Source organism: Variovorax sp. HW608, assembly GCF_900090195.1.
In the GTDB taxonomy this organism is placed as follows: Bacteria; Pseudomonadota; Gammaproteobacteria; order Burkholderiales; family Burkholderiaceae_C; genus Variovorax.
This window is the reverse complement of sequence record NZ_LT607803.1, coordinates 1,910,496-1,936,264: the sequence shown is the minus strand read 5'-3', so window position 1 is coordinate 1,936,264 and position 25,769 is coordinate 1,910,496. Positions and strand designations below refer to the sequence as shown.

Below are 25,769 nucleotides of genomic sequence, written 5' to 3'. Positions count from 1 at the left end.
CGCGCATTGTGGGGCCGGGGACGCGGGTTTGGCAAACCCGCCGGCCCTACACCGCGACGGTGTGCGCGCCGCGGGCGCCCGTGCCGCCGGCCGGCGTCCCTTCGCCGCCTCGCCATTCCCGGACGTACGCCAGGAGCTGCTGCGCATCGACCGGCTTGACGAAATGCCTGTCGAAGCCGGCATCGAGCGCGGCCTGCCGGTCCTCGCTCTGCCCGTAGCCCGTGAGCGCGATCATCAGCACCTCGCGGCCCTGCGGCATCGCGCGCATCCGCCGCGCGACCTCGTAGCCGTCGATCTTCGGCAGGCCGATGTCGAGGATCACCACCGCGGGCTGGTATTCGGCGAAGGCCGCGAGCGCCTGCTCTCCATCCGAGGCAATGCGCACCTCGTGGCCGTCGATGCTGAGCAGCGTCTCGATGCCTGCGGCCGCGTCGAGGTTGTCGTCGACGACCAGCACGCGGCGACGCGCGGCCTGCGGTACGGGCCCGGAAGCTCCTTGCGCCTCGGCTGCCTCGGCCGCCTGCGCGCAAGGCAGCCGCACCTTGAAGATCGATCCCTTGTCCCTGCCCTCGCTGAAGGCCTCGATGTCGCCGCCGTGCAGGTGCGTGAGCCGCCGCGCGAGCGTGAGGCCGACGCCGAGCCCGCCCTGCGCCCGGTCCAGCCCGCGCTGGCCCTGCGCGAAGAGATCGAAGATGTGCGGCAGCAGCTCGGGCTCGATGCCCATGCCCTGGTCGTGCACCGTGAGCACGATCTCCTCGCCCTCGCGCCGCGCGTGCAGCGCGATGGCCTTGCCTTCGGGGCTGTACTTCGATGCGTTGTGCAGCAGGTTCGAGATCACCTGCGTGAGCCGCGCGACGTCGCCGCGGACCCACAAGGGCTCGTCGGGCACGTGCACGCTCAGGGTCTGCCGGTGCCGCTCGACGGTGGCGCGCACCGTCTCGACGCTCTGCGCCACGAGCTTGCGCAGCTCGAAGCTCTCGTACTTGAGGACGATCTTCCCCTCGCTGATGCGCGAGACGTCGAGCAGCTCCTCGATGAGCCGCGTCATCTGGCGCGACTGGCGGGTCGCGACGTCGATCGCCCAGGTCAGCTTGCCGTCGTTCGGCGCGATGCGCCGGATCACCTCGATCGCGGTGACGATCGACGCGAGCGGGTTGCGCAGCTCGTGCGACATCATCGCGAGGAACTCGTCCTTGCGGCGACTGGCCAGTTGCAGCTCCTGCTGGGCCGCCTGCCGCTCGACGATCTGCCGCTGCAGCAGCCCGTAGAGGCGCGCGTTCTCGAACGCGACCGACGCCCGCGCGGCGACCTCGCCGAGCATGCCCGCGGCCGTCGCCCGCGCAAAGGCGCGGCTCTCGTCGAGCGCGACCCACAGCGCGCCGAGCCGGCGCTCGCCGGACGCCAGCGGAACGGCCGCCATCCAGGCCCAAGGCAGATCGCCCCGCCCTTCGCGGGCCGCGTCGACTTCGACGGCCACGCCCGAATCGATGACCTGCTGGAGCATCGCCGCCACGGCGGGCTCCAGCACGGCGCCGGGTTCCTTGTCGGTTTGCATGCGCACGCCGCCGCCCTGCTCTTCGGCGCGGCACCAGCCGTCCACTTTCGACTCCGCATCGACCAGCTGAATCACCGCCCGGCATGCGAAGGCCGGCACCAGAAGATCGGCCAGCTGCGCCATCGCGGCATCGATCTCCAGCGTGCCGCCGAGCGTGCGGCTCGCGTGCGCGAGGAAGGCCGAGCGCCGGTCGTTCTCCTCGGCCACGCGGCGCGCGGCTTCGGCCGCCATCACGGCGGCGCGGTTGTCCGCCTGCACCTGGATCTGCCGCTTCATCTGGAACAGCGACACGAACACGCTCACCTTGCTGCGCAGCACCTCGGGCACCACCGGCGAGATGATGAAGTCCACCGCCCCGAGCGAGTAGCCGCGCGCACTCTGCATCTCGTCCCAGTACGAGGTGATGAAGATGATCGGCGTGTAGGCCGACCGGCGGTGCTTGCGGATCAGCGCCGCGGTCTCGAAGCCGTCGAGGTCCGGCATGTTCACGTCGAGCAGGATGACCGCGAACTCGCGCTTCAGGACCTCGCGCAGCGCCTCCGCGCCGGAGCGCACCGCCACGAGGTTCTGCCCAAGCTCCTCCAGCACGGTGCGAAAGACGAGCAGCTTCTCGGCCAGGTCGTCCACGATGAGGATGTCGACCGGCTCCGGCGGCTCGTCGGACGGCAGCCCCATCGCGGCGTTCGGCTCCCCTAGTGGCATAGCCAGCCCCGCAGCACGACCAGCAGGTGGGCGGTCTCCACCGGCTTAGAGAGATAGTCCCAGGCCCCCGCCTCGATGCACTTCTCGCGGTCGCCCTTCATGGCCTTCGCGGTCACCGCGATCAGCGGCAGGTGCTTGCCGCGCGGCAGCCTGCGCAGCGCGCGCATGGTTTCCATGCCGTCCATCTCGGGCATCATGATGTCCATCAGCACCACGTCGATGTCCGGGTCCTCCTCGACCTGCCGGATCGCATCGCGGCCGTTCTCCGCCGAGACGATCTGCATGCCCTGCTCGTCGAGCACCGCCGCGAGCGCGAAGATGTTGCGGATGTCGTCGTCGACGATCAGCGCCTTCTTGCCCGCCAGCGTGCGCACCGTTTCGCCTACCGCATCCACCGCCGCGCGCTCGGCCTGCGTCATCACCGCGATGCCGCGATGGAGGAAGAAGGTGGTCGCGTCGACGAGCCGCTCGAGCGAGGGCGCGAGGCACAGCGCCGGCCCGTTCGGTCCCGGCTCCCATCCGGGCGGCACGCTGCCTTCCGGGTGGAACAGCACCACCGGCAACTGCCTCGCGGGCGGCCGGCTCTCGATGAACTCCGCCATGTCGGCCCGATGGAAGTCCGCGACCGAGCCGTCGGTGACCAGGCAGTCCACGTCGCCCTTCGCCAGCGCCTGCCGCAGCCGTCCGGCCGATTCGGCCATCACGACCTGCACGTCGCTGCCCAGCGCCGCGAGGTAGCTGTCGCGCAGGCTCGAGCGGATCATCGCGAGCACGATCTTGCGCGTGCCCGAGCGCAGGAAGTCGCCCAGGTCCGCCAGCGCGGCATCCACCACGTCCATCGATTGCAGCGGCTTCGCGAGGAAGCCCACCGCGCCCGATCCCAGCGCGCGCTCGCGCGAGTCGTCGGTGGACACGACCAGCACCGGGATGTGCCGCGTCGCGAGATCGGCCTTGAGCCGCTCGAGGATGCGCCAGCCCTCCATGTCGGGCAGGAAGATGTCGAGCGTGATGACCGCCGGCCGGTAGTCGCGCGTGAGGCCCAGCGCGTCCGCGCCGCTGGCGCTCACCAGACCCTTGAAGCCCGCGCGCCGCGCGGAATGCAACAGCATCTTCGAGAACGCGAGGTCGTTCTCCACGATCAGCGCGACCCGGTCGCCCGGCAGGATGTTGCCGCGATCGTCGTCGGCGATGTTGACCTCGATCGCGTGCAGCGCGTCCGCCGCCTTCGCATCGGCGGGGACAGCCGCGCGCGCGGCCGGCGCCGCCTCGCCGCGCTTGCGCATCTCGACCAGCTCGCGCTCGGCGCGCGGAACGGCCTCGGGCTCCGCGGCCGCGCTGCGGCTGGTGCGCACGCTGCGCGAGGGGCTGTAGTTCTGCGGCAGGTACAGCGTGAAGGTGCTGCCCTGCGAAGGCACGCTCTTGAGCCGGATCTCGCCGCCCAGGAGCCGTGCCAGCTCGCGGCTGATCGCGAGGCCGAGCCCGGTGCCGCCGTACTTGCGCGAGGTCGATCCGTCCGCCTGCTGGAAGGCCTCGAAGACGATCTGCTGCTTGTCGGCGGAGATGCCGATGCCGGTGTCCGACACCGAGAAGGCCAGGACGCTGCTTGCGCGATTGAGTTCCTCGTTGTCGCGCGACCAGCCGCTGCCCACCGTCGAGATCGTGAGCGAAACCGCCCCATGGTGCGTGAACTTGAAGGCGTTGGACAGCAGGTTCTTGATGATCTGCTGCAGCCGCTTCGCATCGGTGACCATCGTCTCGGGCAAGGGCTGCGGCGCCACGAGCTCGAAGCCGACATGCCGCGACTCGGCCACGTGGCGGAAGCTGCGCTCGACCGAGCGCTGCAGGTCGTCGAGCCGAAGCTCGCTCACCTCGACCGCCACGGTGCCCGACTCGATCTTCGACAGATCGAGGATGTCGTTGATGAGCATCAGGAGGTCATTGCCCGACAGGTGAATGGTCTTCGCGAACTCCACCTGCTTGGCCGTGAGGTTGCCGCCGGTATTCTTGCAGAGCTGGTCGGAAAGGATCAGCAGGCTGTTGAGCGGCGTGCGCAACTCGTGCGACATGTTGGCAAGGAACTCGGACTTGTACTTCGAGGTGAGCGCGAGCTGCTCGGCCTTCTCCTCGAGCGCCTGCCGGGCCTGCTCGACCTCCTGGTTCTTGCGCTCCACCTCCTGGTTCTGGTGCACCAGGAGGCGTGCCTTTTCCTGCAGCTCCTCGTTGGTCTGCTGCAGTTCGAGCTGGCGGCTTTGCAGCTCTTCGGCGAGCGACTGCGACTGCGTGAGCAGATCCTCGGTGCGCATGTTGGCCGCGATCGTGTTGATCACGATGCCGATCGATTCGGTGAGCTGGTCGAGGAAGGCCTGGTGCGACGGATTGAAGCGCTCCAGCGACGCCAGCTCCATCACGCCGCGCACCTCGCCCTCGAAGACGATCGGCAGCACGATCACGTCCATCGCCGCGCTCTCGCTGAGGCCGGTCGCGATGCGGAAGGCCGGGTTGGCGACGTTGGTCAAGAGGATCTTCGACTTCTCGATCGCGCACTGGCCCACCAGCCCCTGCCCCAGCTCGATTTCCCTGCCGTGCACGTCCTGCCCGCCGGACGCATAGCTCGCGAAGAGCTTGAGCCTGGGCGCACCGCCCACGTTGGTGAGCACGTAGAACTCCGCCTGCTGCGCACCGACCACCGGCGCGAGCTCGGACAGGATGAGCTGGCCCACCGTGAGCAGGTCCTTCTGCCCCTGCAGCATGCGGCTGAACTTCGCCAGGTTGGTCTTGAGCCAGTCCTGCTCGGTGTTCTTGCGGATCGTGTCGCGCAGGTTGCGGATCATCTCGTTGATCGTGTCCTTGAGCACGGCCACTTCGCCCTGCGCCTCGACCGCGATCGAGCGCGTGAGGTTGCCCTGCGTCACCGCGGTCGCCACCTCGGCGATCGCGCGCACCTGCGTGGTGAGGTTGGCGGCGAGCTGGTTCACGTTCTCGGTCAGGCCCTTCCAGGTGCCCGCCGCGCCCGGCACCTTGGCCTGTCCACCGAGCTTGCCTTCCACGCCCACTTCGCGCGCAACGGTGGTCACCTGGTCGGCGAAGGTCGCGAGCGTGTCGGTCATGCTGTTGATGGTCTCCGAGAGCGCGGCGATCTCGCCCTTGGCCTCCACGGTGAGCTTCTGCTTGAGGTCGCCGCCGGCCACCGCGGTCACCACCTTCGCGATGCCGCGCACCTGACCCGTCAGGTTGCCGGCCATGAAGTTCACGTTGTCGGTGAGGTTCTTCCAGGTACCGGCCACGCCCTGCACGTCGGCCTGTCCGCCGAGCTTGCCTTCGGTGCCCACTTCGCGCGCCACGCGCGTGACTTCGGCCGCGAAGGAATTGAGCGTGTCCACCATCGTGTTGATCGTGGCCTTGAGTTCGAGGATCTCGCCCTTCACGTCCACCGTGATCTTCTTGGAAAGATCGCCCGCCGCCACCGCCTTGGTCACGTCCGCGATGTTGCGCACCTGGCTCGTGAGGTTCGACGCCATCGAGTTGACCGAATTGGTCAGGTCCTTCCAGGTGCCGGCCACGCCCTGCACGTCGGCCTGACCACCCAGCTTGCCTTCGGTGCCCACCTCGCGCGCCACGCGCGTCACTTCGGCCGCGAAGGAGCGCAGCTGATCGACCATGCTGTTGATCGTGTTCTTGAGCTCGGAGATCTCGCCCATCACATCGACCGTGATCTTCTTCGAGAGATCGCCCGCCGCCACCGCGGTCGTCACCTCGGCGATGTTGCGCACCTGCGAAGTGAGGTTGCCGGCCATGAAGTTCACCGACTCCGTGAGGTCCTTCCAGGTGCCCGCGACACCCTGCACGTCGGCCTGTCCGCCGAGCTTGCCCTCGGTGCCCACTTCGCGCGCCACGCGCGTCACTTCGGCGGCGAACGATCGAAGCTGGTCCACCATGGTGTTGACCGTGTTCTTGAGCTCGAGGATCTCGCCCTTCACGTCCACCGTGATCTTCTTGGAAAGATCGCCCGCCGCCACCGCCTTCGTCACGTCCGCGATGTTGCGCACCTGGCTCGTCAGGTTGCCCGCCATCGAGTTGACCGAGTCGGTCAGGTCCTTCCACGTGCCCGAGACGCCTTCCACCCGCGCCTGCCCGCCGAGCGAGCCTTCGGTGCCGACCTCGCGCGCCACCCGCGTCACTTCGGACGCGAAGGATCGCAGCTGGTCCACCATGGTGTTGATGGTGTTCTTCAGCGTGAGGAACTCGCCCTTCACGTCGACGTCGATCTTCTTCGAGAGGTCGCCCTTCGCCACCGCGGTCGTCACATCCGCGATGTTGCGCACCTGGTCAGTCAGGTTGCCGGCCATCGAGTTGACCGAATCGGTCAGGTCCTTCCAAGTGCCCGCCACCCCCTTGACCTTGGCCTGTCCGCCGAGCTTGCCTTCGGTGCCCACTTCGCGCGCGACGCGCGTCACTTCGGCGGAGAAATCGCCGAGCTGCTCCACCATCTTGTTGATCGTCGTCGCGGTGCGCAGGAACTCGCCTTCGAGCTCGCGGCCGTCGACATCCAGCGCCATGCTCTTGGACAGATCGCCCTGCGCGACCGCGCCGATCACGCGCGCGACTTCGGTCGTCGGATGCACGAGGTCATCGATCAGCGCGTTCACGCATTCGATCGATTCGCCCCAGAAGCCGCGCGTCTCCGCCATCACCGCACGCTGCCTGAGCTTGCCCTCGCGGCCGACCACCTTGCGCAGCCGCACGAGCTCGGAGGCGAGCGCCGCGTTCTGCTCGACCACGTCGTTGAAGACTTCCGCCACCTTGCCGGAGAGGCCCGTCCAGTGCATGGGCAACCGTGCCTTCGAGTCGCCCTTGCGAAGTTGAGTCAGCGCTTCCAGCAGGAGTTCGAGCTCGTCCACCGAGGCCGCGAAGGGAATTCTTTCAACCGCTTGCATGCTGGACCACCTTTGTGTGCGGCATCGGGGCGGGCCAGGACAGCGCCCGCGTCCAGGGTCCTCCGCCAGGGCCGCAGGATGCCAACTGGCACTATCACGCAAGCGTGTTGAGTTCGCAACGGGGGTTCCCGGTCGGTGGTGGCTCCTCCCCACTCAGCCGTACAGCGACGTAGGAATCGGCTGACACCGTCCGGCTGCTTCGTCCGACTGAAGGCGGCAGGGGTGGAGGGCGGTGGCCCCTCCTCGCCCGTCCGCTCAGGCCGCTCTCACCGCGGGCGCGTCGCGCCGGGCACGCAAAGACTCGGCCGCGTCCTGCATGGCGAGCGCAATCGCAGCGCGTTGCGGCCTGGGCGTCACGAGGCTGACGACCCCCACCACCGCCGCATTGACGGCCATCGCGATCAATCCGGGCTCCCATTGCGCAGCGGCGCTGGCCCAGAATTGCGCCGGCGCGGGCGCAAGCAGGGCAATGAATCCTGCAACGAGTCCCGCCAGGACCCCGAGCGCGCTGGTGCGCCGCCAGATGAAGCCGAGGAAGACGCCCGGCGCCAGCATCCCGATGGCCGCATAGGCGTCGAGCAGGATCTTGACCAGCGATCCCTTCTGCGTGATCGACAGCACCACCGCGGCGACCGCGAAGAACACGAGCGAGGCGCGCGACAGCGCCAGCGATGCACGCTCGCCCAGGTCGGTCTTGAAGGGCCGAACCACATTGCGCGTGAAGACCGAACCGGCGGTGATGAGCAGCATCGAGCCCGGCGCGAGCGCCAGCAGGAAGCCGGTGCCGGCCAAAAGGCCGACGATCCAGGCCGGGTACTTGTCGGACACGAACTGCAGCAGCGCCGCATTGAGGTTGTTGCCCGGCGGCTGCGTGTTGGCCAGCAGCGCTGCAAAGCCGAGCAGGATGATGAAGAAGTAGGCGAGCGAATAGATCGGCTGCCAGATCGCGTTGCGCCGGATGGCCTTGGCGCTGTGCGCGGTGTAGGACATCTGGAACAGGTGCGGAAAGACCCAGTTGCCCAGCGCGATGTTGATGGCCGAGGTCATCAGCCAGATCGCCGTGGTCGGCGACTTCGGATCGATGCCGGGGAAGCTGCCGATGCCCGGGTGCCGCGCCTCGACCATGCCGAACACATCCAGCAGCGACGCCGCGCCGACCTTGCTCGCGACGGTGGCGCTCAGGACCACGACGACCACGACCATCAGCACATCCTTGACACCGGCCGCGAAGGCCGCCGAGCGGACGCCCGCCGCGAACACGAAGGCGATCATCAAGAGGCCCGCCAGCATGGTGGCCAGCTCGCTCGAGACGACATTGCCCAGCGTGAGCTGCACGATCAGGCCGAGGCTGACCAGCTGGATCTGCACATAGACCACCAGCGAGGCGATGCCGACCACGCCGGTCAGCACGCCGAGCCACGGCGCGTCGTAGCGCGCGGCGAAGAAGTCGGCCTGCGTGACCAGCCTGCCCGTGCGGCCGGCGCGCCAGATCCTGGGCATGAGCCAGTAGCCGACCGCATAGCTCAGGGACACCGAGCAGAACGCGAGGTAGGCCGGCGCGCCCAATGCCCATGCGTAGCCCGAGATGCCGAGCACCGCGAAGGTCGTGTAGACCTCGCCGGCGTTCATGAACCAGAACACCAGCGTGCCGAGGCTGCGGCCGCCGACGGCCCAGTCGGTGAGCGTCTCGCTGCGCCGGGTCTGCCGGCCGTAGGCGATGGCACCCGCGGCCGTCGCGAGCAGGATGGCAAGGATGATGGCGAGTTTCATGCCGGCTCTCCATCGGCGCGCGAACTCTCGGCCAGGAAGGCCGCCTCTTCCTCGTCGACGCCTGCGGCGGCATCCAGCCGGAACACGATGGCGATCACGATGCTGGCGAACACGATCCCGGCCATCTGCCATGCCATGGCGAAGGGCATGCCCAGCGGACGCCAGGCGATGTCGTTCACCACCGGCGCAAGAAAGGCTTGCCAGACGAAGGGAAGGAGCAGCAGCCATCGATGGCCGAGGCGCAGCGGTCGGATCTGCTCGGGCGGCGAGGGGGTCATCAGCGGTCTCTCCTGTAAAGTGCTACTGCACAACTTGGGTGGCCGATTGTGCAGTCACCGGGCTCGTCGGCACAACGTCGCCGAAGGGCATCCCGATGGGTGTTTACCCTTTGATTTCAAGGATGAAACACACATCATCCAATCTTGTTGACGTCCAATCAGGCAGCACATAACATCACCCAACACGTAAAGTGTGACTGCATAAGAGAAAGAGAAAAGAACATGATCGGCGATCGGCTCAAAGAGCTCCGCACCGCACGAGGCCTGAGCCTGCGCGAGCTCGCAGCCCAGGCCGGCGTGTCCGCCACGCTGCTCAGCCAGATCGAGCGTTCGGTGACCGACCCGAGCCTCGAAACCATGCGGCGGCTGGCCGGCGTGTTCGGCGAATCGATCTCCTCGCTCTTTTCCGAACCCGCGCCGCCCTCGGTGTGGATCAGCCGGCCCGGCGAGCGCTCCCTGCTCACCGCACCCAAGGGACAGGTCGCCTATGAACGATTGACCGCCGGCAACGGCCAGCTCGAAGTGCTGCGCGCCGTGCTCGAACCCGGCCAGATTTCGGCGGACGAGCCGCGCGGCCATCCGTCGACCGAGTGCGTGTATGTCGTGACGGGCACGCTGGTGGCGCAGGTCGCCGGCGTCGACTACGCGGTCGCGGGCGGCGAAAGCATCTCGTTCGATTCGCGCCTGCCGCATCGCTACCTGAACCGATCCGAGTCAGCGGTGGAAATCATCCTCTCGGTGACGCCCCCCAACCCATGAATCAAGGAGCCATCCGGTGAGCAACGACGACAACGCCTTTTCCCTCCATGACCTGCGGGTCGAGGTCGTGGCACCCGAAGGCGCGAGGCTCTACTGCGGCGCCAATGCCGGCGACTACTTCGAGCTTCGCGGCGAGATGCTGCACCTGCCCGAAGGCCAGGGCTTCTCGATCTATTCGCTCGGCGCCCTGTTGCCGCTGCTGGCGGCCAAGCAGCGGCACACCGATCCGAACGACTGGATGAGCACCGATGCCGACATCGCGTGCCCCGACCCCCACTGCCCCTCGCGCTTTCGCATCTCGCGCATCGGGCTGCGCACCTTCCGCCACGCCGATACGACGGCGGTGATCCATCCCTCGAAGAACCCGTCATGACCGAATCCCGCCGCCGGATCGAACTCGCACCCGGCTATTCCATCTCGCGCCTCCTGAAGGGCGGCTGGCAACTGGCCGGCGGGCACGGCGACGTGGATCGCGCGAGCGCCATCGCCGACATGGCGGCCTACTACGACGCCGGCATCACCACCTTCGATTGCGCCGACATCTACACCGGCGTCGAGGAACTGATCGGCGACTTCCGCGCCGACTACAGGGCCCGCAACGGCCAGGGCAGCCTCTCGCGGCTGCGCGTGCACACCAAGTTCGTGCCCGACCTCGCGCTGCTGCCCGCCATCGACCGGCGGCAGGTCGAAGAGACCATCGATCGATCGCTCAGAAGGCTGCGCATGGAACGGCTCGACCTCGTTCAGTTCCACTGGTGGGACTACCGCGTGCCGCGTTACCTCGAAGTCGCGCACTGGCTCACCGAGTTGCAGCGCGCCGGAAAGATCGACCGCCTGGGCGGCACCAACTTCGATACCGCCCACACGTGCGAACTGGTCGAAGCCGGCGTGCCGCTGGTGAGCATGCAGGTGCAGTACTCATTGCTCGACCAGCGGCCCTTGCCCCTGATGACGCCTTTCTGCGCGCGCTCGGGCATGAAGCTGCTGTGCTACGGCAGCGTGGCCGGCGGCTTCCTGTCGGAACGCTGGCTCGGCGTTGGCGAGCCGAAGGAGGCGCTGGAGAACCGCTCGCTCGTCAAGTACAAGCTGATCATCGACGACTTCGGCGGCTGGGATCTCTTCCAGCAGTTGCTCACGCAACTGCGGAAGATCGCGCTCCGGCACGGGGTCTCGATCCCGACCGTCGCGATGCGCTGGGTCCTGCAGCAACCGATGGTCGCGGCGGTGATCGTCGGCGTGCGGCGCGGGGACCATCTCGCGGACCATCTGAAGGTGCTCGACCTGCAACTCGATGCGGACGATCTCTCGGCGCTGGATGCGGTGCTGTCGCAGCGCAAGCCGCCGACGGGCGATGTCTACGCCGTCGAGCGCGACGTCGAGGGGCGGCATGGCAGCGTCATGAAGTACGACCTCAACGACGCCGGGCGCTGACGACGCGCCGTCCGGTGCCTCAGGGCCTTTCGCCGCGCGCGAGGCGCGCGTCGATGGCGTCGAGCACCGGCAACAGATCGGCCACGCTGTCGATCACGTAGTGCGCGCCGGCCGCCCTCAGTTCGGCGGTCGCGCGATCACGCACCGCCTGCCGGCCTGCGGCGTCGAGCGCCTGCCACTCGGCGAGCGTGAGCCCGGCCGCGTTGCCGCTGATCGCGAGCCCGACGGACCACGACCCTGCGTTGAGGCCTTCCTGCACGCCGACGCCGGTGTCGTCGACCTTGACCACTGCGTAGGGCGGCCACACGCCGAGGTCGGCGAAGCTGCGATACATCATGAGCGGCGCCGGCCGGCCGGCCGCGAGATCGCCGGCGCACACGAGGTTGTCCGGCACGTAGCCGCCCTCGGCCGCGATCTTCGCGACCACGTCCATGATCGGCCGGTTGTAGCCGGTGGTGGAGCCCACCTTGAGGCCGCGTGCGCGCACCGCCTTCACGGCTTCGAGTGCGCCGGGGATGAAGTCGCAGAAGTCCGGCACCACCGCCGCATTCATCGGCGTGAAGACGTCGTACAGATGGTCGATGTCGGCATGGGTGAAGGGCCTGCCGTGCTTGGCCTGCCACTGCGCAGCCACGCGCGGCAGTTCGGTCAGCGCCTTGATGTGGTCCCATTTGGCGAGGCCCATGGGCCCGCGCGCTTCGGCGATGCCGAGCTCGATGCCGAACTGCGCGAACAGGCGCACGAACGCGCCCATCGGTGCGCAGGAGCCGAAATCGATGATGGTGCCGGCCCAGTCGAAGACGACGGCCTGAAGCTTGTCTTGATGATGTTCGTTCATGGCGTGCGTTGCGCGGCCGTCACCAGCCGGCAAAGACTTCCTCGGCGATGCCGAAGGCGGTACTGGCGCCGGTGCCGCTGGTCACGATCACGAGCCGCGTGGCGGCATCTGGCGCGTCGATCAGGCAGTCGGTCACCGGCGACGAGGGGTAGGTCCCGACCCAGCGCTGGGTCACGGTGTAGTGGGGCAGCTTCAGCGCCTCCTGCATGTGGCGCAGGATGAGGTCGTCCACGCGCGTATCGGCGAAGGGCTCGACCACCGGCCCGTAGTGGTGCGAATCGCCGACCACCAGCGAGCCGTCTGCGCTCTGCACCACGATCAGGTGGATGCCGTTGGCGAGCGATTCACCCTCCTCCGCCTCGAGCTGCGCGCGCAGCGCCCTGGCGGCTGGCAGCTCGCTGTAGCCGAGGTAGCGCACCAGGCTCAGGTCGGCCATGACCGATCCCGGCAGGCGGAAGCCCTCGGGCGGCCGCACGCGCAGCATGTGGAGCTGGCACAGCCGGAGCTGGTGCGGTGCGAGCCGTTCGGCGAAGAGCCCGCCGAGCTCGATGTTCGTGCAGACCGCGACCCGCTCCGCATGCAGCCTGGCCCGCGAAGTGCGGACGCGCGGCGTCGCGACTTCGAGCACCTGCTCGCCGAAGCGGAAGCTCACGCCCTTGGCCTTCGCAAGCCACCTGGCGAGCAGCCCGATCGCGGTGCGCGATTCGACACGCGCCTCGTGCGGGCTGTAGAGCACCGCCTGGGCGCCATCGAGCTGCAGCACCGGTGCGCGCCGCGCCGCCTCGTCGACGTTCAGCAGCTCGCAGCCTTCGGCCATCGCCGTGCCCATGAATTCTTCGAGCACGGTCAGGGCCTTCGGACGGAAGGCCGTGAGGTACAGCCCGCGATGGATGACGTCGATGCCCGCCTGCGGCGCCACCTCGCCCCAGATCTCGCGCGCACGGCGCGCGCGGCGCCAGGTGTCGCCCGCGCCCTGCCCGGTCACTGTGACGAAGCCGAAGTTGCGAATGGACGCGCCGATGCAGGCCGCGTCCTTCTCCACCACGCACACCTTCAGGCCGCGCTGGGCGGCGGTGTACGCATGCGCCAGGCCGACGATGCCGGCGCCGACGACGATCAGGTCGAAGTTCGTTGTGTTGCTCATGTTGGTCTGAAGGAGCCTCAGCGCTGCCGCCATGCCTGCGTGCGGCGTTCGACCCAGCGGCCGGCCAGCAGGTACAGCAGCGTGACGACGGTGGAGGTGGCGGCGATCAGCACCGCCATCGCGGCAGCGGCGCCGATCTCGCCGGCCTCGTCGAGATTGAGGATGGCCACCGAAGCCGGCTTGGTGTCCGGCGAGTAGAGGAAGACGACCGCCGAGATCGTGGTCATCGCGTTGATGAAGAAATAGCGCGACACGTCGAGCAGCACCGGCAGGCAGATCGGCAGCGTCACGCGCCGCAGCGTGACATGGAACGGCACCTTGAGCGAGGCCGACACCGCCTCGAACTCCTCATCGATCGCCTTCAGGGCCGTCACCATCGTGAGATGCCCCGTGGTGTAGAAGTGCACGACGGTGCAAAGGATCAGGATCGCCATCGTCTGGTACAGCCCGCCGAGCGGGTTGCCCGGCGCGTTGAAGAAGAAGATGTAGCCGAGCCCGAGCACCAGCCCCGGCACCGCCATCGGCAGCATCGCCATCAGCCGCACCAGCGGTCGCGCCCATTCGAGGCCGCGTGTCTTCTCCAGCAGGTAGGCGCCGACGAAGACCACCGCCGTGCCGAACACCGCGGTGCCGGCGGCCAACTTCAGGCTGTTGACCACCGAATCGCCGAGTTCGGCGTCCACGATGCCGACGATGTAGTGGGTCAGGCTCGGCGCGAGGTTGTAGGGCCACAGGGTCACGAAGGACGCGAACACCGCCATGCCGAACATCGCCAGCATCAGCGCGCAGATGAAGAGCGCGTAGCCCGTCATCGCCGCGTCGAAGCCGCGCGAGGCGCGCGGCACATAGGCCACTGCGCGCGCGGTCAGCATCGCGGTCTGCTTGCGCTGCACGAAGTGGTCGACCGCGAAGGTGATGGCCGCGGGCGCGAGCAGCAGCAGCGCCACCACCGCACCACGCTGGAAGTCCTGCTGCCCGATCACGAGCTTGAACACGTCGGTCGCGAGCACGTTGAAGTTGCCGCCCACCACCTTCGGAATGCCGAAGTCGGTGATGACCAGCGTGAAGACCACCAGCGCCGCCGAGATCAGCCCGTACTTGGCGCCCGGCAACGTGATCGTGAAGAAGCGCCGCACGGCCGAAGTACCCATCGCGTCGGCCGCCTCGTAGAGCCGCGCATCGGCCAGCGACAGCGCGGTGACGAGAATCATCAGCGCATGCGGGAAGGTCGCGAAGCATTCGGCCAGCACGATGCCCGACGGCCCGTAGATGCCCGGGAAGCCGAGCCCGAGCCAGAACGCCTTGGCCACGCCCTGGTTGCCGAACCAGTAGATCAGCGAGATCGCCGACAGCAGCGACGGCGCGAGCAGTGGCAGCAGCGTGATGCTGCGCAGCAACCCCTTGGCCCGCATGCAGCTGCGCGTGAGCGCATAGGCGAAGGCGAAGGCCAGCGGGATGACGATGAGCGTCACCAGCATCGACACCCAGACGCTGTTCCAGAGACTGTTCGAGAGCGCCGGAGAAGCCAGGTAGGAGGCGAAGTTCGCCCAGCCGCTGCGGGCGTCGCCACCCTGCAGCGCCTGCGAAAGGATCGCGCCCAGCGGAAGCACCAGCCCGATGAGCAGAAAGGCCGCGACCGCCAGCAGCGCGAGATGCGCCGCGCGTTCGCTCCAGTGCACGCGCAGACGCGCGGGGCGCGCCGGATGAAGAACCACCGCCATCTCAGGCCCCGTTGCGTGGGAAGACGCGCAGCCGGTCGGTGCGCAGCGCGAAGTCCAGGCGATGGCCTTCGCGCACGTTGAACTCGTCCATCTGGTTGAGCGAGAACTGCAGTTGCAGCGGCATGCCGGGCAGGCACTCGGCATCGACTTCGGCGAGACAGTTGCCGCCGAGGAACTCGATCCGCTTCACCATGCCCGAGCAACGGTCGGGATGCTCGGCGCCGGGGCTGAGCATCACGCGGTCTTCGGGGCGCAGGTAGAGCATCACTTCCTGGCCGGCCTGGTAGCCCGCCCCCTGCCCGTCCTCGCAGCGCAGCTTCATCTTCCCGCAAGCGAACGAACGATCGCCTTCAGCCACGGCGGGCAGCCGGTTCACCTTGCCGACGAATCCGGCGACGAAAGGCGAAGCCGGCTCGCGATACACCTCCATCGGCGTGCCCACCTGCTCGATCACGCCGTGGTTCATCACCACCAGCCGGTCGGCCACCGAGAGCGCCTCTTCCTGGTCGTGCGTCACCATGATGGTGGTCACGCCCAGTTCGCGCTGCAGCGCATGGATCTCGTTGCGCAGGTGCACGCGCACGATCGCGTCCAGCGCCGAGAGCGGCTCGTCGAGCAGCAGCAGCCCCGGCGACGTCGCGAGCGCGCGCGCGAGCGCCACGCGCTGCTGCTGGCCGCCGGACATCTGGGCCGGGTACTTGCCGCCGCTGCCGGGCAGGCCGACCAGATTCAGCAACTCTTCCACGCGCGCCTTGATTTGCGCCCTGGGCTGGTGCCGGTTCACCAGCCCGTAGCCGACGTTGTCGGCGATCGTCAGGTTGGGAAAGAGCGCATAGGACTGGAACACGATCCCGTAGTCGCGCTCGGGCGGCGGCAACAGCGAGATGTCGCGCCCGTCCTGCCACAGCCGCCCGCCGGTCTGCACTTCGAGCCCGGCGATGATGCGCAGCAGCGTCGTCTTGCCGCAGCCCGACGGGCCGAGGAAGCAGACGAACTCGCCAGGGCGGATCGCGAGATCGATGTGCTCCAGTGCGGTGAAGGCGCCGAAACGCTTGTGCACCCCCTCGATGCGCAGATAGCTGTCGTTCGCCTCGTCCATCCTGGCTCCTGCGTGGACCGCGGAACGGGCCGGCGTACCGGCGCTGCGCTCGACACCGAAGGCGCGCGCCGGCACCAGCCTCACTTCTTCGCCTCGCTCTTGGCGTCGTAGCGCCGGGTCCATTCGGCGAGGATGCGCTCGCGATTGACCGCCGACTTCTCGAAGTCCATCTTGATCAGGCGCGCTTCGTAGTCGTCCGGAATGTTCGCGAGCTTCGGCGCCACGCCGGGCTGCGCCGTGATCGCGAAGTTCTTGCCGTACAGCAGCATCGCGTCCTTGGACGAGGCCCAGTCGGCGAGCTTCTTCGCGGCCTCTTCCTTCTTCGTGCCCTTGTAGATCGCGAAGCCCTCGAGGTCCCAGCCGAGGCCTTCCTTCGGGAAGACGAGCTCGATCGGCGCGCCCTTGGCCTTGTTGGTGTAGCCGCGGTATTCGAAGGAGATGCCGGCCACGTACTCGCCCGCGGCGGCCATGTTGCAGGGCTTGGAGCCGGAGTGCGTGTACTGCGCGACGTTCTCGTGCAGCGCATCCATGTACTTCCAGCCGCCGCCCTTGCCGCTGTCGTCGCCCCACATCTGCAGCCAGGCCGCGACGTCGAAGTAGCCGGTGCCGGACGACGCCGGGTTCGGCATCACGACCTGGCCCTTGTACTCGGGCTTGAGCAAGTCCTTCCAGGTGGTCGGGACCGGGATGTTCTTCTTCTTGGCCTCGACTGTGTTGAAGCACACCGTCGCGCCGAAGACGTCCATGCCCCACCACGCGGGCGGCGACTTCTTGTCGCGGTACTGCGGCATGATCGCGTCGAGGTTCAGCGGCGCGTAGGGCTCCAGCATGCCGTTCTTCTCGAACAGCGCGAGGCTCGACGCCGCCACGCCCCAGATGACGTCCGCCTGCGGGTTCGCCTTCTCGGCCAGCAGCTTGGCGGTGATCACGCCGGTGGAGTCACGCACCCACTTGATCTCGATGTTCGGATTGACCTTGTTGAAGGCCTCCTGGTAGGCCTTGAGCTGGTCCGTCTCCAGTGCGGTATAGACGGTCAGCTGGGTCTTCTGGGCCAGTGCGCCGGTGGCGCAGGCGAGGCCGATGAAAGCGGCCACGATGGTTCTTGCGTAGTGCATGAGCGAGCTCCTCGAACAAAAAGGTGGGCCGAAATGTGCCGGGCGCAGAAGTCATCCTCGTGACACATCCGCGAAGCAAAATCGGGGCCAGTCGCTTAGCCTTGTCTATCGTCGACTGCAGATCGTAGACAATCTGCACCCGGCAACGTACAGTTTTTGACCATGCCCGGCAAGAAGATTTCACCTCATCCCGCCATCGCACAGCTTCAGTGCAACTCCCTCGCGAACCTGGTGCAGACCGAGATCGAACGCATGATCCTGGCGGGCGAACTGCCCTCGGGCGCGAAGCTCACCGAGTCCACGCTCGCCGACCAGCTCGGCGTCTCGCGCGGCCCGGTGCGCGAGGCCTTCCGCATGCTGGAGGAAGCGGGCCTCGTGCGCACCGAGAAGAACCGCGGCGTCTTCGTGCGCGACGTGCCGATCGAGGAAGCCCTGCAGATCTTCGAGGTGCGCGCGGCGATGGACCTCTACGTCGGCCGCAAGCTCGCGCAGTCGCTCGGCACGACGCAGGTCAAGGAACTGCGCCAGCTCGTCGATGCGATGGAGCAGGCGGTGAAGGCCGAGAACGCGCAGGACTATCACCGCTTCAACCTCAAGTTCCACGACCGCCTGCTCGAGCTCGCGGGCAACGACAAGCTGCTCGCGACCTACCGCAAGCTGGTGAACGAGCTGTCGCTGTTCCGCCGGCAGAACCTGACCCGCGAATCGATGGCGGTCTATTCGCGCGAGCACCGCCAGATCGTCAAGGCGATCGCAGCCGGCGACGCCGACGCCGCCGGGCAGGCAATGTTCCAGCACGTGATGAACAGCCGCGAGCGCACGCTGCGCAACTATGAGCAGAAGCTCGCCGAAACCGCCGCGACCACGGCGTCGGCATCACGGCAGCCGGCCCTGGCCTGAGGGCGGACACCATGGCACTGACGCTCGCCGACATCGAGACCCTGTTCCGCGACAAGGGCGGCGCCCAGTACAGCGGCGAACCCGTGACCCAGCTCCAGCATGCGCTGCAGAGCGCCAGCCTCGCCGAAGAGGAAGGCGCGGACGACGAGCTCGTCACCGCCGCGCTGCTGCACGATCTCGGCCACCTGCTGAACGACCAGGGCGAGACGCCGTCGCTGCGCGGCATCGACGACCAGCACCAGTTCTTCGCCCTGCCCTTCCTGCGCGGCACGTTCTCCGATCGCGTGCTCGACGCGATCCGCTGGCATGTCGATGCCAAGCGCTACCTGTGCGCCACGCGGCCCGCGTACTGGGCCGGGCTGTCCGAGGACTCCAGGCGCAGCCTCGTGTTGCAGGGCGGCGTGTTCTCGGCCGACGAGGCACGCGAATTCATCGGCCGCCCGCATGCCGAAGACGCGGTTCGGCTGCGGCTCTGGGATGACAAGGCAAAGAAGCGCAACCACGCCACGCCCGATCTCGCGCACTACCTGGCTCGCGCCCGACGCTGCATGACGGGCGCCGCCGCGTGACGCTCACCGGCCCGATCGTGCTCGCCGTGCTGTTCGGCGCGCTGCTGCACGCGAGCTGGAATGCGCTGATCAAGTCGGCGCCCGACAAGTCGCTCGATACCGCGCTGATCCACAGCCTCGGTTTCATCGTCGCGGTGCCGTTGCTGTCGGTCACCGGCTTTCCGCCGGCCGCAGCCTGGCCGTACATCATCACCTCGACGCTGGTCCACATCGGCTACTACATCGCGCTCGCGGGCGCCTACAAGCATGGGGACCTCAGCCTCACCTACCCGCTGATGCGCGGCTGCGCCCCGCTGCTCGTTGCCCTCTGCAGCCATGCGGTGATCGGCGAAGTCCTCTCCCCGATGGCCTGGGGAGGCGTCGCAGCCATCTGCACCGGCGTGATCCTTCTGAGCCTGTCTCCCGCGAGCCTGCACGCAGCCGAAGGGCATCGCGGCAAGGCGGTGCGCTACGCACTGAGCAACGCCGCGATCATCGCGGTCTATACGGTGGTGGATGGTCTCGGGGTGCGCGCATCGGGCAACGCGGCGGCCTATCTGGCAACGCTGTTCCTCTTCGATGGCATCCCCTACATGCTGCTGGTCATGTGGCGTCGTCGCGAGGCCGGCCAGGGACGCGCTGCATTGGCGTACATGGCGGGGCGCTGGAAGCTCGCATGCGTCGGGATGCTGGCCTCGGTCGGCAGCTATGGCATTGCGCTCTGGGCCATGACGCGCGCGCCCGTCGCCGCGGTCGCCGCGCTGCGCGAGACCTCGGTGCTGTTCGCGGCGGTGATCGGCACGGTCTGGCTGCGCGAGGCGTTCGGACGCCATCGGGCGGCGGGCACTGCGGTGCTGGTGGCGGGCGTGATCGCGCTGCGCTTCGGCTGAGGCCGAAGGGTCTCCCAGCTTTCTCCCGATTCGTTCGTCAGGATCGCGTGCGCGCGACCCCCTTTTCGCGGGTCCGAATCCCGAAAGATCCGATGAGCTTCACACCTTCCCGTCTCGCCTTGTGCGTCATCAGCGTGGGCCTGGCCGCATGCAGCACGCCGCAGGACGACAACCTGCGCTACCAGAGCACCACCAAGGCCAAGGCCAGCACGCTGGCCACACCCCCCGATGTCACGCAACTCATGCACGGCCAGGGCGACACCGCCTCCGCGCGCGTCGCATCGGCCAGCGACTACCACGCCGCGCGACCGCAGGCAGCCGCCCCCTCCACCGCGCCCAGCGCGTTGGGTGACGTGCGCATGGAAAGCGAGGGCCAGCACCGCTGGCTGGTGGTCGGCCGCACGCCGGAGCAGCTCTGGGAGCCGCTGCGCAAGTTCTGGCAGGACAACGGCTTCGTGCTCGACACCGACCAGCCGGAGCGCCGCATCATGGAGACCGACTGGGCGGAGAGTCACGCCAAGGTGCCGACCGGCATGGTTCGCGATACGCTCGCTTCGCTCTCTTCGGCGACGGAGCTCTCGCAGGGCGCCGCGGAGATGGACCGCTTCCGCACCCGGCTGGAACAGACCGCCGGCGGCACCGAGATCTACGTCAGCCATCGCGGCATGCGCGAGATCGCCGACACCTCGCGCGACGGCCACACCACGTGGCGCGCTGCGCCTGCCGATGCCGAGCTCGAAGCCGAATGGCTGCGCCGGCTGATGGCGCGCCTCGGCGATGTGCCCGGCCAGACCGCCACCGCCATCACGACCGAAGCTCCCGTCGCACCGAAGCGCGGCCCGCAGATCGTCGATCCCAAGGGCCAGCCGACGCTGCAGCTGGCCGAGAACTTCGACCTCGCCTGGCGGCACGTCGGTCTCGCGCTGGACCGCACCGGCTTCACCGTCGAGGACCGCAACCGCAGCGAAGGCACCTACTTCGTGCGCTACGTGCCGCCGACCAATGGAAAGGAGCCCGGCGCCTTCGCGAAGCTGGTCGACTTCGTGCATCCGGGCCCGGTGGCCGCGCCGCTCAAGCTCGGCATCCAGGTGCGCAGCGAGAACGACACGAGCGCGGTGACGGTCGTCGGCCGCGCGAACACCACCGTCGCACCCGCCGATGCGTTGCGCATCGTGCAGGTGATCGCGGCGGATCTTCAGTAGCGCACCGCCGGCTTCAGAACGAAGTGCCGATCTGGAACTGGATGCGCTGGAGCCGGTCGGCCGCGATGCCGTTGGCCTCGTCCAGCTTCTGGTAAGTGATCGGCAGCGCGTACGCCAGGCGCAGCGGCCCGAGCGGCGAGATCCAGCTGATGCCGATGCCGGCCGACGAACGCAGCTTGTTCTGCGCGCTCCACTGCGCATCGGTCATCGACGCGGTGCGGGCGGAGAACACATTGCCCGCATCGAAGAAGCCGTAGAGCCGCAGCGAGCGATCGTTGCCCGCGCCCGGGAACGGCGTGCTGAGCTCCATGTTGAAGATCGCCTTGCGCGTGCCGCCGAGCGCGCCGCCGGTGACCGCATCGGCCGGGCCGAGCGAGTTCTGCTCGAATCCGCGGATCGAACCGAGGCCACCGGCATAGAAGTTCTTGAAGACCGGGTAGGTCGTGTCGCCATAGGGCGTCGCGTAGCCCAGCTGCCCGTTGAAGGCCAGCGTGTACTGCTTGGACAGCGGCACGTACTGCTGGTAGTTGTACTGGCTCTTCAGGTAACGCATCTCGGAGCCGACACCCACTTCGAGGCTGGCCGACTGCAGGCGCCCGCGCGTGGGCACCAGCGCGCTGTCGCGGTCGTCGCGCGACCAGCCGATGGTGGCCGGCACGCCGATCACGCTGGGCCGCGCGCAGACGACGCTCGGCACCGTGCCCGAGCACTGGAAGTAGTCCAGATAGGCCTGCGGCGTCGCGGTGTAGACGTAGGAGCCGTTGACCAGCGTGTAGGTGCCGTTGCTGCCCGGCGAGAAGCTGTAGCGCTCCAGCCCGAGCCCGAAATACACGGTGTTCAACTCGTTGAAGGGAACGCCGAAGCGGATCGAGCCGCCCTCGCTCGTCAGCTTGTAGTTGCCGTCGGCCGAGTAATAGGGCCGCGTGGTGGTGTGAAAGACGCTCAGCGTGCGCGAGACGCCGTCCTTGGTGAAGTACGGATCGGTCGCGGTCAGCGAGATCGACTTGTTGTACGAGCTCGTGCTCACCTGCAGCCCCAGGTAGTTGCCCGAGCCGAAGACGTTCTCCTGCGTGATGCCGAAGGTCAGCGAGACCTTGTCGGTCGACGAATAGCCCGCGCCGATCTGCAGGCTGCCGGTGGGCTTTTCCTTGACGTTGACCGTCACGTCGACCTGGTCCGGCGCACCGGGGACCTCCTGCGTCTGCACGTCGACGTCGCTGAAATAGCCCAGCCGGTCGACGCGGTCGCGCGAGAGCTTGATCTTGTCGCCGTCGTACCAGGAGGCCTCGAACTGCCGGAACTCGCGGCGGATGACTTCGTCGCGCGTGCGGTCGTTGCCCGACACGACCACGCGCCGCACCGACACGCGGCGCGACGGCTCGGACTGCAGCGTGAGGCTCACGCGGCCCTTGTCGCGATCGATCTCGGGCACCGGCCGCACCTGTGCGAAGGCATAGCCGAAGCTGCCGAAATAGTCGGTAAAGGCTTTCACGGTCGCGTCGACCTGCTCGGCGTTGTAGGGCTCGCCGACCCGGATCTGCACCAGCGACTTGAACTCGTCGTCGCGTCCGAAGTAGGTGCCTGCGAGCTTCACGCCGGACACCACGTACTTCTCGCCTTCGCTGATGTTGACCGTGATGCTCAGGTCCTGCCGGTCGGGCGAGATCGCGATCTGCGTGGAGTCGATGTTGAACTCGAGGTAGCCGCGCGTGAGGTAGTAGGAGCGCAGCGTCTCGAGATCGGCGTTGAGCTTGGCGCGTGAGTACTGGTTCGACTTGGTGTACCAGCTCAGCATCGTGCCGCCGTCCTGGTCGAACAGGTTCAAGAGGGTCTTCTCGCTGAAGGCCCTGTTGCCGACGATGTGCATTTCGCGGATGTGCGCCACCTCGCCCTCGGTCACCGTGAACGTGAGGTTCACACGATTGCGCTCGACGGGCGTGACCGTGGTCACGATCTGCGCGTTGTAGAGGCTGCGGCTGACGTACTGCCGCTTGAGCTCCTGCTCGGCGCGGTCGGCGAGTGCCTTGTCGAAGGGGCGCCCGTCGGCGAGTCCGACTTCGCGCAGGGCCTTGACCAGTGCCGCCTTGTCGAATTCCTTGGCGCCGACGAAGTCGACATCGGCCACCGTGGGGCGCTCCTCGACGATCACGACGAGCACGTTGTTGACCACGTCGATGCGCGCGTCCTTGAACAGCCCCAGCTCGAAGAGCGCGCGGATCGCGCTCGCGCCGGTCTCGTCGGTGTAGGTGTCGCCGACGTGTACCGGCAGCGTGGCGAAGACGGTCCCGACCTCGACGCGCTGAAGGCCCTCGACGCGGATGTCCTTGACGGTGAATGGTTCGATGGCCCAGCTGGTCGATGCGAGCAGCGTCGACGCCAGGGCCAGGATGGCGCGCCTCATCCGGCAGCAGCTTCCAGGATTTCGGTGATGGGATAGGCGGGGAAATGCAGGCCGGGCCTGCCGTACGAAACGAACGATGCGTGCATCCGGGCAATGGTGCGCGCCGATTGAGGAGAGATTGGGGAGGCCGCTCCCCGATTTGTCCGCATTCGCTTTCTAGATTCGCGGCTCGCTTTTCTTCTTTCCGCCGAGCCGACGCCATGAGCCCTACCGCCAACAAGATCCGACGCGCACGATGCGCCGTCGATGACGTGATGCTGGAACTCTTCAGCCCGCAGATCGTCGAAGGCGCGCCTCACCCGCGCCTCGTCGGCATCGCAAGCGATTGCACCCGGCGCGAGCAAAACGCAGCGCGGCAGATCGCCATCGAACAGCGCACCGATGCCGGGCTGCATCTGTGCCTGGCGGTTGCGTCGGCGGCATTGGAAGTGAGCCGGGCGCTGCTCGACAGCGCAGTGAACGCACAGGCCGATGAAGGCGAACGCGCACTGCAGAGTTGCGCGCAGGATGCCGGCCTCGTGGTCGAGGCGGCACTGCGGGCGCGCGCGATTCTTGCGGACCGCCTGCCGGGTTCATTCGCGCCCGGATAGACGCCCGCGATCAGAAGCGGTTCGCGAGGCCCATCGCCGGGGTCACTCTTTCAGCACCCGAGCCAATGCCAGAATCTTCGCCTGGGGTGCATTCCTTCGCCAAACCAGCCGCGTAGTGGCATGCCCGAATCTCGACCTCAGCCGATGCACACTCAGCCTGGAGCTGTCGACATAGGTACTCAGCACGCTGCGCGGGACCAGGGCTACGCCCATTCCGACTGCAACACACCCCAGGATCAAGTGGTAGGAGCCGACCTCTACGATCCGATCCGGGAACACGTCTGAGCGTGCGAACCAATCTTCGAGTCGCCTTCGATGAGGACAGCCGGGATGAAACGCCAGAATCGAGCGGTGGAGAACGTCCTTGGGCGAGTTGATCTGGGCATGCTTGGCATCGGCCACGATCACGAGCTCTTCCTCATAGATGGGCACAGACTCGAGCCGACGATCAGATATCGGATCTGCAACAAGGGCTGCATCAAGTTCTGAGTTCAGCACCTTCTGGATCAGATCGCGAGGATCGCCTGAATAGAGCTCGAGCGCCACATCCGGATAGAGCTCATGGAACCGCCCCAATGGCGTCGGGAGGCGCGCCGCAGCCGTGCTCTCCATCGCGCCAAGCCGGAGAACCCCGGTGGGTTGGTTCTGCTTGATTGCCTCTGATGCTTCCTGGGCCAGGTCCAGCAGACGATCCGCATACCCAGCCAAGATCTTCCCCGCGGGGGAAAGCTGCATTCGACGGCCCTCGCGAAAGAACAGCTCGACACCCAGCTTCTCCTCCAGAACCTGGATTCGTACCGTCACGCTGGACTGAGCGCGGTGCAGGATCTCCGCTGCCCGGACAACCCCCCCAGCATGTACGACGGTCCTGAAAATCTGCAGATCACTCAGTTCCATGTAAATCGGTTTTTTCGAACGATTGCTTCGATATAAATCATTTTTCAGTATCGATCAACTTCCGTACATTCCGCACCATTCGGTCCGCTTGAGATCGTCGTCAGGGATGGGGATAGAGAAATGAAGATCGGCCTCATTGGTATAGGGGTGATGGGCGAGCCAATGGCTCGCCATGTCAGGAAGGCTGGCCATCAGGTCGCCGTATTCAATCGAAGCCCGCAACGCTGCGAGCCCCTGCGCTCGCTCGGCATCGAAGTCCTGGGGTCAGCGCGGGAACTCGTCGAGTTTGCCGAGGTGACAGTGCTCATGGTTCCGAGCCATGTCGAGGTGGACGAGGTGCTCGAACGCAGCGCAGATGGTGCGATAGGTGCACCGGTCCAAGGCAAGACGATTGTGTTGATGGCAACAGTCGCGCCGGCCTACTCGCTCGATCTCGGCGCCAGGCTGATGGCCGCGGGCGCCCGCTATGTCGAAGCACCTGTCTCGGGCTCGAAGCAGCCTGCAGAGAATGCACAGTTGGTCATCCTCGCCGCAGCGGCCGAGCCGGACGACATTGACGCAGTACAGCCCTTGTTCGATGCGATCGGCAAGAAGACGGTGCGCTGCGGGGTCGTGCCGATGGCCATGCGCATGAAACTAGCCAACCAACTGCTCCTGATTGCCTGGTTCGAAGCGATTTCGGAAGCAACACACTTCGCTCAGGGTATCGGTCTGGATGCTCGCGAGTTTTTGGAAATGGCCCAGGCCGGTCCGCTGGCCAACGATGTCTTGCGCTCCAAGGTCTCCAAGCTGACCAGCGACGACTTCACCCAACAAGCCCCGGTTCGCCACGTCGCCAAGGACATTGGCCTGGTGTGCGACGAAGCTGCACAGCGCGGACTTTGGCTGCCGATCGCCAATGCCAATCGCGCGCTCTTCAACGAGGCAATGCAGGCCGGGCAAGCCCAGGACGACGCAATCGCTATCCTCAAGATCCTGCGTCGGGGACGCTAGCC

The 25,769-nt window shown here is 67.2% G+C and carries 20 protein-coding genes; 9 read left to right on the top strand and 11 right to left on the bottom strand.

Annotated features, from left to right (window positions below; genetic code table 11):
* Positions 1-46 precede the first annotated feature (46 nt).
* From VAR608DRAFT_RS08965 to VAR608DRAFT_RS08950, 4 genes are all read right to left on the bottom strand, one after another.
* Positions 47-2,230, bottom strand: a complete 2,184-nt coding sequence (locus tag VAR608DRAFT_RS08965; RefSeq protein ID WP_088953747.1) for a response regulator — start codon at positions 2,228-2,230, stop codon at positions 47-49.
* Between the two features lie 17 nt (positions 2,231-2,247).
* Complete coding sequence (locus VAR608DRAFT_RS08960; protein ID WP_088953746.1) at positions 2,248-7,191, bottom strand: HAMP domain-containing protein; 4,944 nt, start codon at positions 7,189-7,191, stop codon at positions 2,248-2,250.
* Between the two features lie 255 nt (positions 7,192-7,446).
* Positions 7,447-8,961, bottom strand: coding sequence for a sodium:solute symporter family protein (locus VAR608DRAFT_RS08955; RefSeq protein WP_088953745.1), 1,515 nt, complete (start codon positions 8,959-8,961; stop codon positions 7,447-7,449).
* Entirely contained in the window at positions 8,958-9,239 is a 282-nt protein-coding gene (locus VAR608DRAFT_RS08950; protein ID WP_088953744.1) for a DUF3311 domain-containing protein, read from the bottom strand. Before VAR608DRAFT_RS08950 ends, VAR608DRAFT_RS08955 begins: the two co-directional genes overlap by 4 nt.
* Positions 9,240-9,461: 222 nt before the next feature.
* On the opposite strand from VAR608DRAFT_RS08950, the gene VAR608DRAFT_RS08945 reads away from it, so the two are divergent.
* From VAR608DRAFT_RS08945 to VAR608DRAFT_RS08935, 3 genes are read left to right on the top strand one after another with little or no spacing between them, the layout of a single operon-like run.
* Positions 9,462-9,998, top strand: coding sequence for a helix-turn-helix domain-containing protein (locus VAR608DRAFT_RS08945; RefSeq protein WP_088953743.1), 537 nt, complete (start codon positions 9,462-9,464; stop codon positions 9,996-9,998).
* A 16-nt stretch (positions 9,999-10,014) separates the two neighbouring features.
* Entirely contained in the window at positions 10,015-10,371 is a 357-nt protein-coding gene (locus tag VAR608DRAFT_RS08940) for a TIGR04076 family protein (RefSeq protein WP_088953742.1), read from the top strand.
* Complete coding sequence (locus VAR608DRAFT_RS08935; RefSeq protein ID WP_088953741.1) at positions 10,368-11,429, top strand: aldo/keto reductase; 1,062 nt, start codon at positions 10,368-10,370, stop codon at positions 11,427-11,429. The genes VAR608DRAFT_RS08940 and VAR608DRAFT_RS08935 overlap by 4 nt, the downstream gene beginning before the upstream one ends.
* 19 nt (positions 11,430-11,448) lie before the next feature.
* Here the strand turns inward: VAR608DRAFT_RS08935 and phnX are convergent, their stop codons facing one another.
* From phnX to VAR608DRAFT_RS08910, 5 genes are all read right to left on the bottom strand, one after another.
* Positions 11,449-12,267, bottom strand: coding sequence for a phosphonoacetaldehyde hydrolase (gene phnX / locus VAR608DRAFT_RS08930; RefSeq protein WP_088953740.1), 819 nt, complete (start codon positions 12,265-12,267; stop codon positions 11,449-11,451).
* A 19-nt stretch (positions 12,268-12,286) separates the two neighbouring features.
* On the bottom strand, positions 12,287-13,411 hold the full coding sequence (locus tag VAR608DRAFT_RS08925) for a TIGR03364 family FAD-dependent oxidoreductase (RefSeq protein ID WP_088958690.1): 1,125 nt from the start codon (positions 13,409-13,411) through the stop codon (positions 12,287-12,289).
* Between the two features lie 17 nt (positions 13,412-13,428).
* Positions 13,429-15,132, bottom strand: coding sequence for a putative 2-aminoethylphosphonate ABC transporter permease subunit (locus VAR608DRAFT_RS08920; RefSeq protein ID WP_088953739.1), 1,704 nt, complete (start codon positions 15,130-15,132; stop codon positions 13,429-13,431).
* 1 nt (position 15,133) lies between these two features.
* Entirely contained in the window at positions 15,134-16,231 is a 1,098-nt protein-coding gene (locus VAR608DRAFT_RS08915) for a putative 2-aminoethylphosphonate ABC transporter ATP-binding protein (protein WP_088953738.1), read from the bottom strand.
* Between the two features lie 80 nt (positions 16,232-16,311).
* Positions 16,312-17,346: a putative 2-aminoethylphosphonate ABC transporter substrate-binding protein gene (locus VAR608DRAFT_RS08910; protein ID WP_088953737.1), complete on the bottom strand. Its 1,035-nt coding sequence runs from the start codon at positions 17,344-17,346 to the stop codon at positions 16,312-16,314.
* Between the two features lie 162 nt (positions 17,347-17,508).
* Between VAR608DRAFT_RS08910 and VAR608DRAFT_RS08905 the strand changes: the two genes are divergently transcribed.
* From VAR608DRAFT_RS08905 to bamC, 4 genes are all read left to right on the top strand, one after another.
* Positions 17,509-18,246 carry a phosphonate utilization associated transcriptional regulator gene (locus VAR608DRAFT_RS08905; protein ID WP_088953736.1) on the top strand — a complete coding sequence of 246 codons (738 nt, stop codon included), beginning with the start codon at positions 17,509-17,511 and terminating at the stop codon, positions 18,244-18,246.
* A gap of 11 nt (positions 18,247-18,257) precedes the next feature.
* Positions 18,258-18,815, top strand: a complete 558-nt coding sequence (locus VAR608DRAFT_RS08900) for a phosphonate degradation HD-domain oxygenase (RefSeq protein WP_088953735.1) — start codon at positions 18,258-18,260, stop codon at positions 18,813-18,815.
* Positions 18,812-19,684: an EamA family transporter gene (locus tag VAR608DRAFT_RS08895; RefSeq protein ID WP_088953734.1), complete on the top strand. Its 873-nt coding sequence runs from the start codon at positions 18,812-18,814 to the stop codon at positions 19,682-19,684. The genes VAR608DRAFT_RS08900 and VAR608DRAFT_RS08895 overlap by 4 nt, the downstream gene beginning before the upstream one ends.
* Before the next feature lie 92 nt (positions 19,685-19,776).
* Entirely contained in the window at positions 19,777-20,886 is a 1,110-nt protein-coding gene (gene bamC, locus VAR608DRAFT_RS08890) for an outer membrane protein assembly factor BamC (protein WP_088953733.1), read from the top strand.
* Between the two features lie 13 nt (positions 20,887-20,899).
* Here bamC and bamA read toward each other — a convergent pair whose 3' ends face one another.
* Complete coding sequence (bamA, locus tag VAR608DRAFT_RS08885; protein WP_088953732.1) at positions 20,900-23,287, bottom strand: outer membrane protein assembly factor BamA; 2,388 nt, start codon at positions 23,285-23,287, stop codon at positions 20,900-20,902.
* Positions 23,288-23,487: 200 nt separating this feature from the next.
* On the opposite strand from bamA, the gene VAR608DRAFT_RS08880 reads away from it, so the two are divergent.
* On the top strand, positions 23,488-23,877 hold the full coding sequence (locus VAR608DRAFT_RS08880; RefSeq protein ID WP_088953731.1) for a hypothetical protein: 390 nt from the start codon (positions 23,488-23,490) through the stop codon (positions 23,875-23,877).
* Positions 23,878-23,919: 42 nt separating this feature from the next.
* Here VAR608DRAFT_RS08880 and VAR608DRAFT_RS08875 read toward each other — a convergent pair whose 3' ends face one another.
* The gene (locus tag VAR608DRAFT_RS08875; RefSeq protein WP_088953730.1) at positions 23,920-24,774 is read right to left on the bottom strand and encodes a LysR family transcriptional regulator; all 855 of its coding nucleotides are present in this window, start codon (positions 24,772-24,774) and stop codon (positions 23,920-23,922) included.
* Between the two features lie 120 nt (positions 24,775-24,894).
* Between VAR608DRAFT_RS08875 and VAR608DRAFT_RS08870 the strand changes: the two genes are divergently transcribed.
* Positions 24,895-25,767: an NAD(P)-dependent oxidoreductase gene (locus tag VAR608DRAFT_RS08870; RefSeq protein WP_088953729.1), complete on the top strand. Its 873-nt coding sequence runs from the start codon at positions 24,895-24,897 to the stop codon at positions 25,765-25,767.
* Positions 25,768-25,769: the final 2 nt, after the last annotated feature.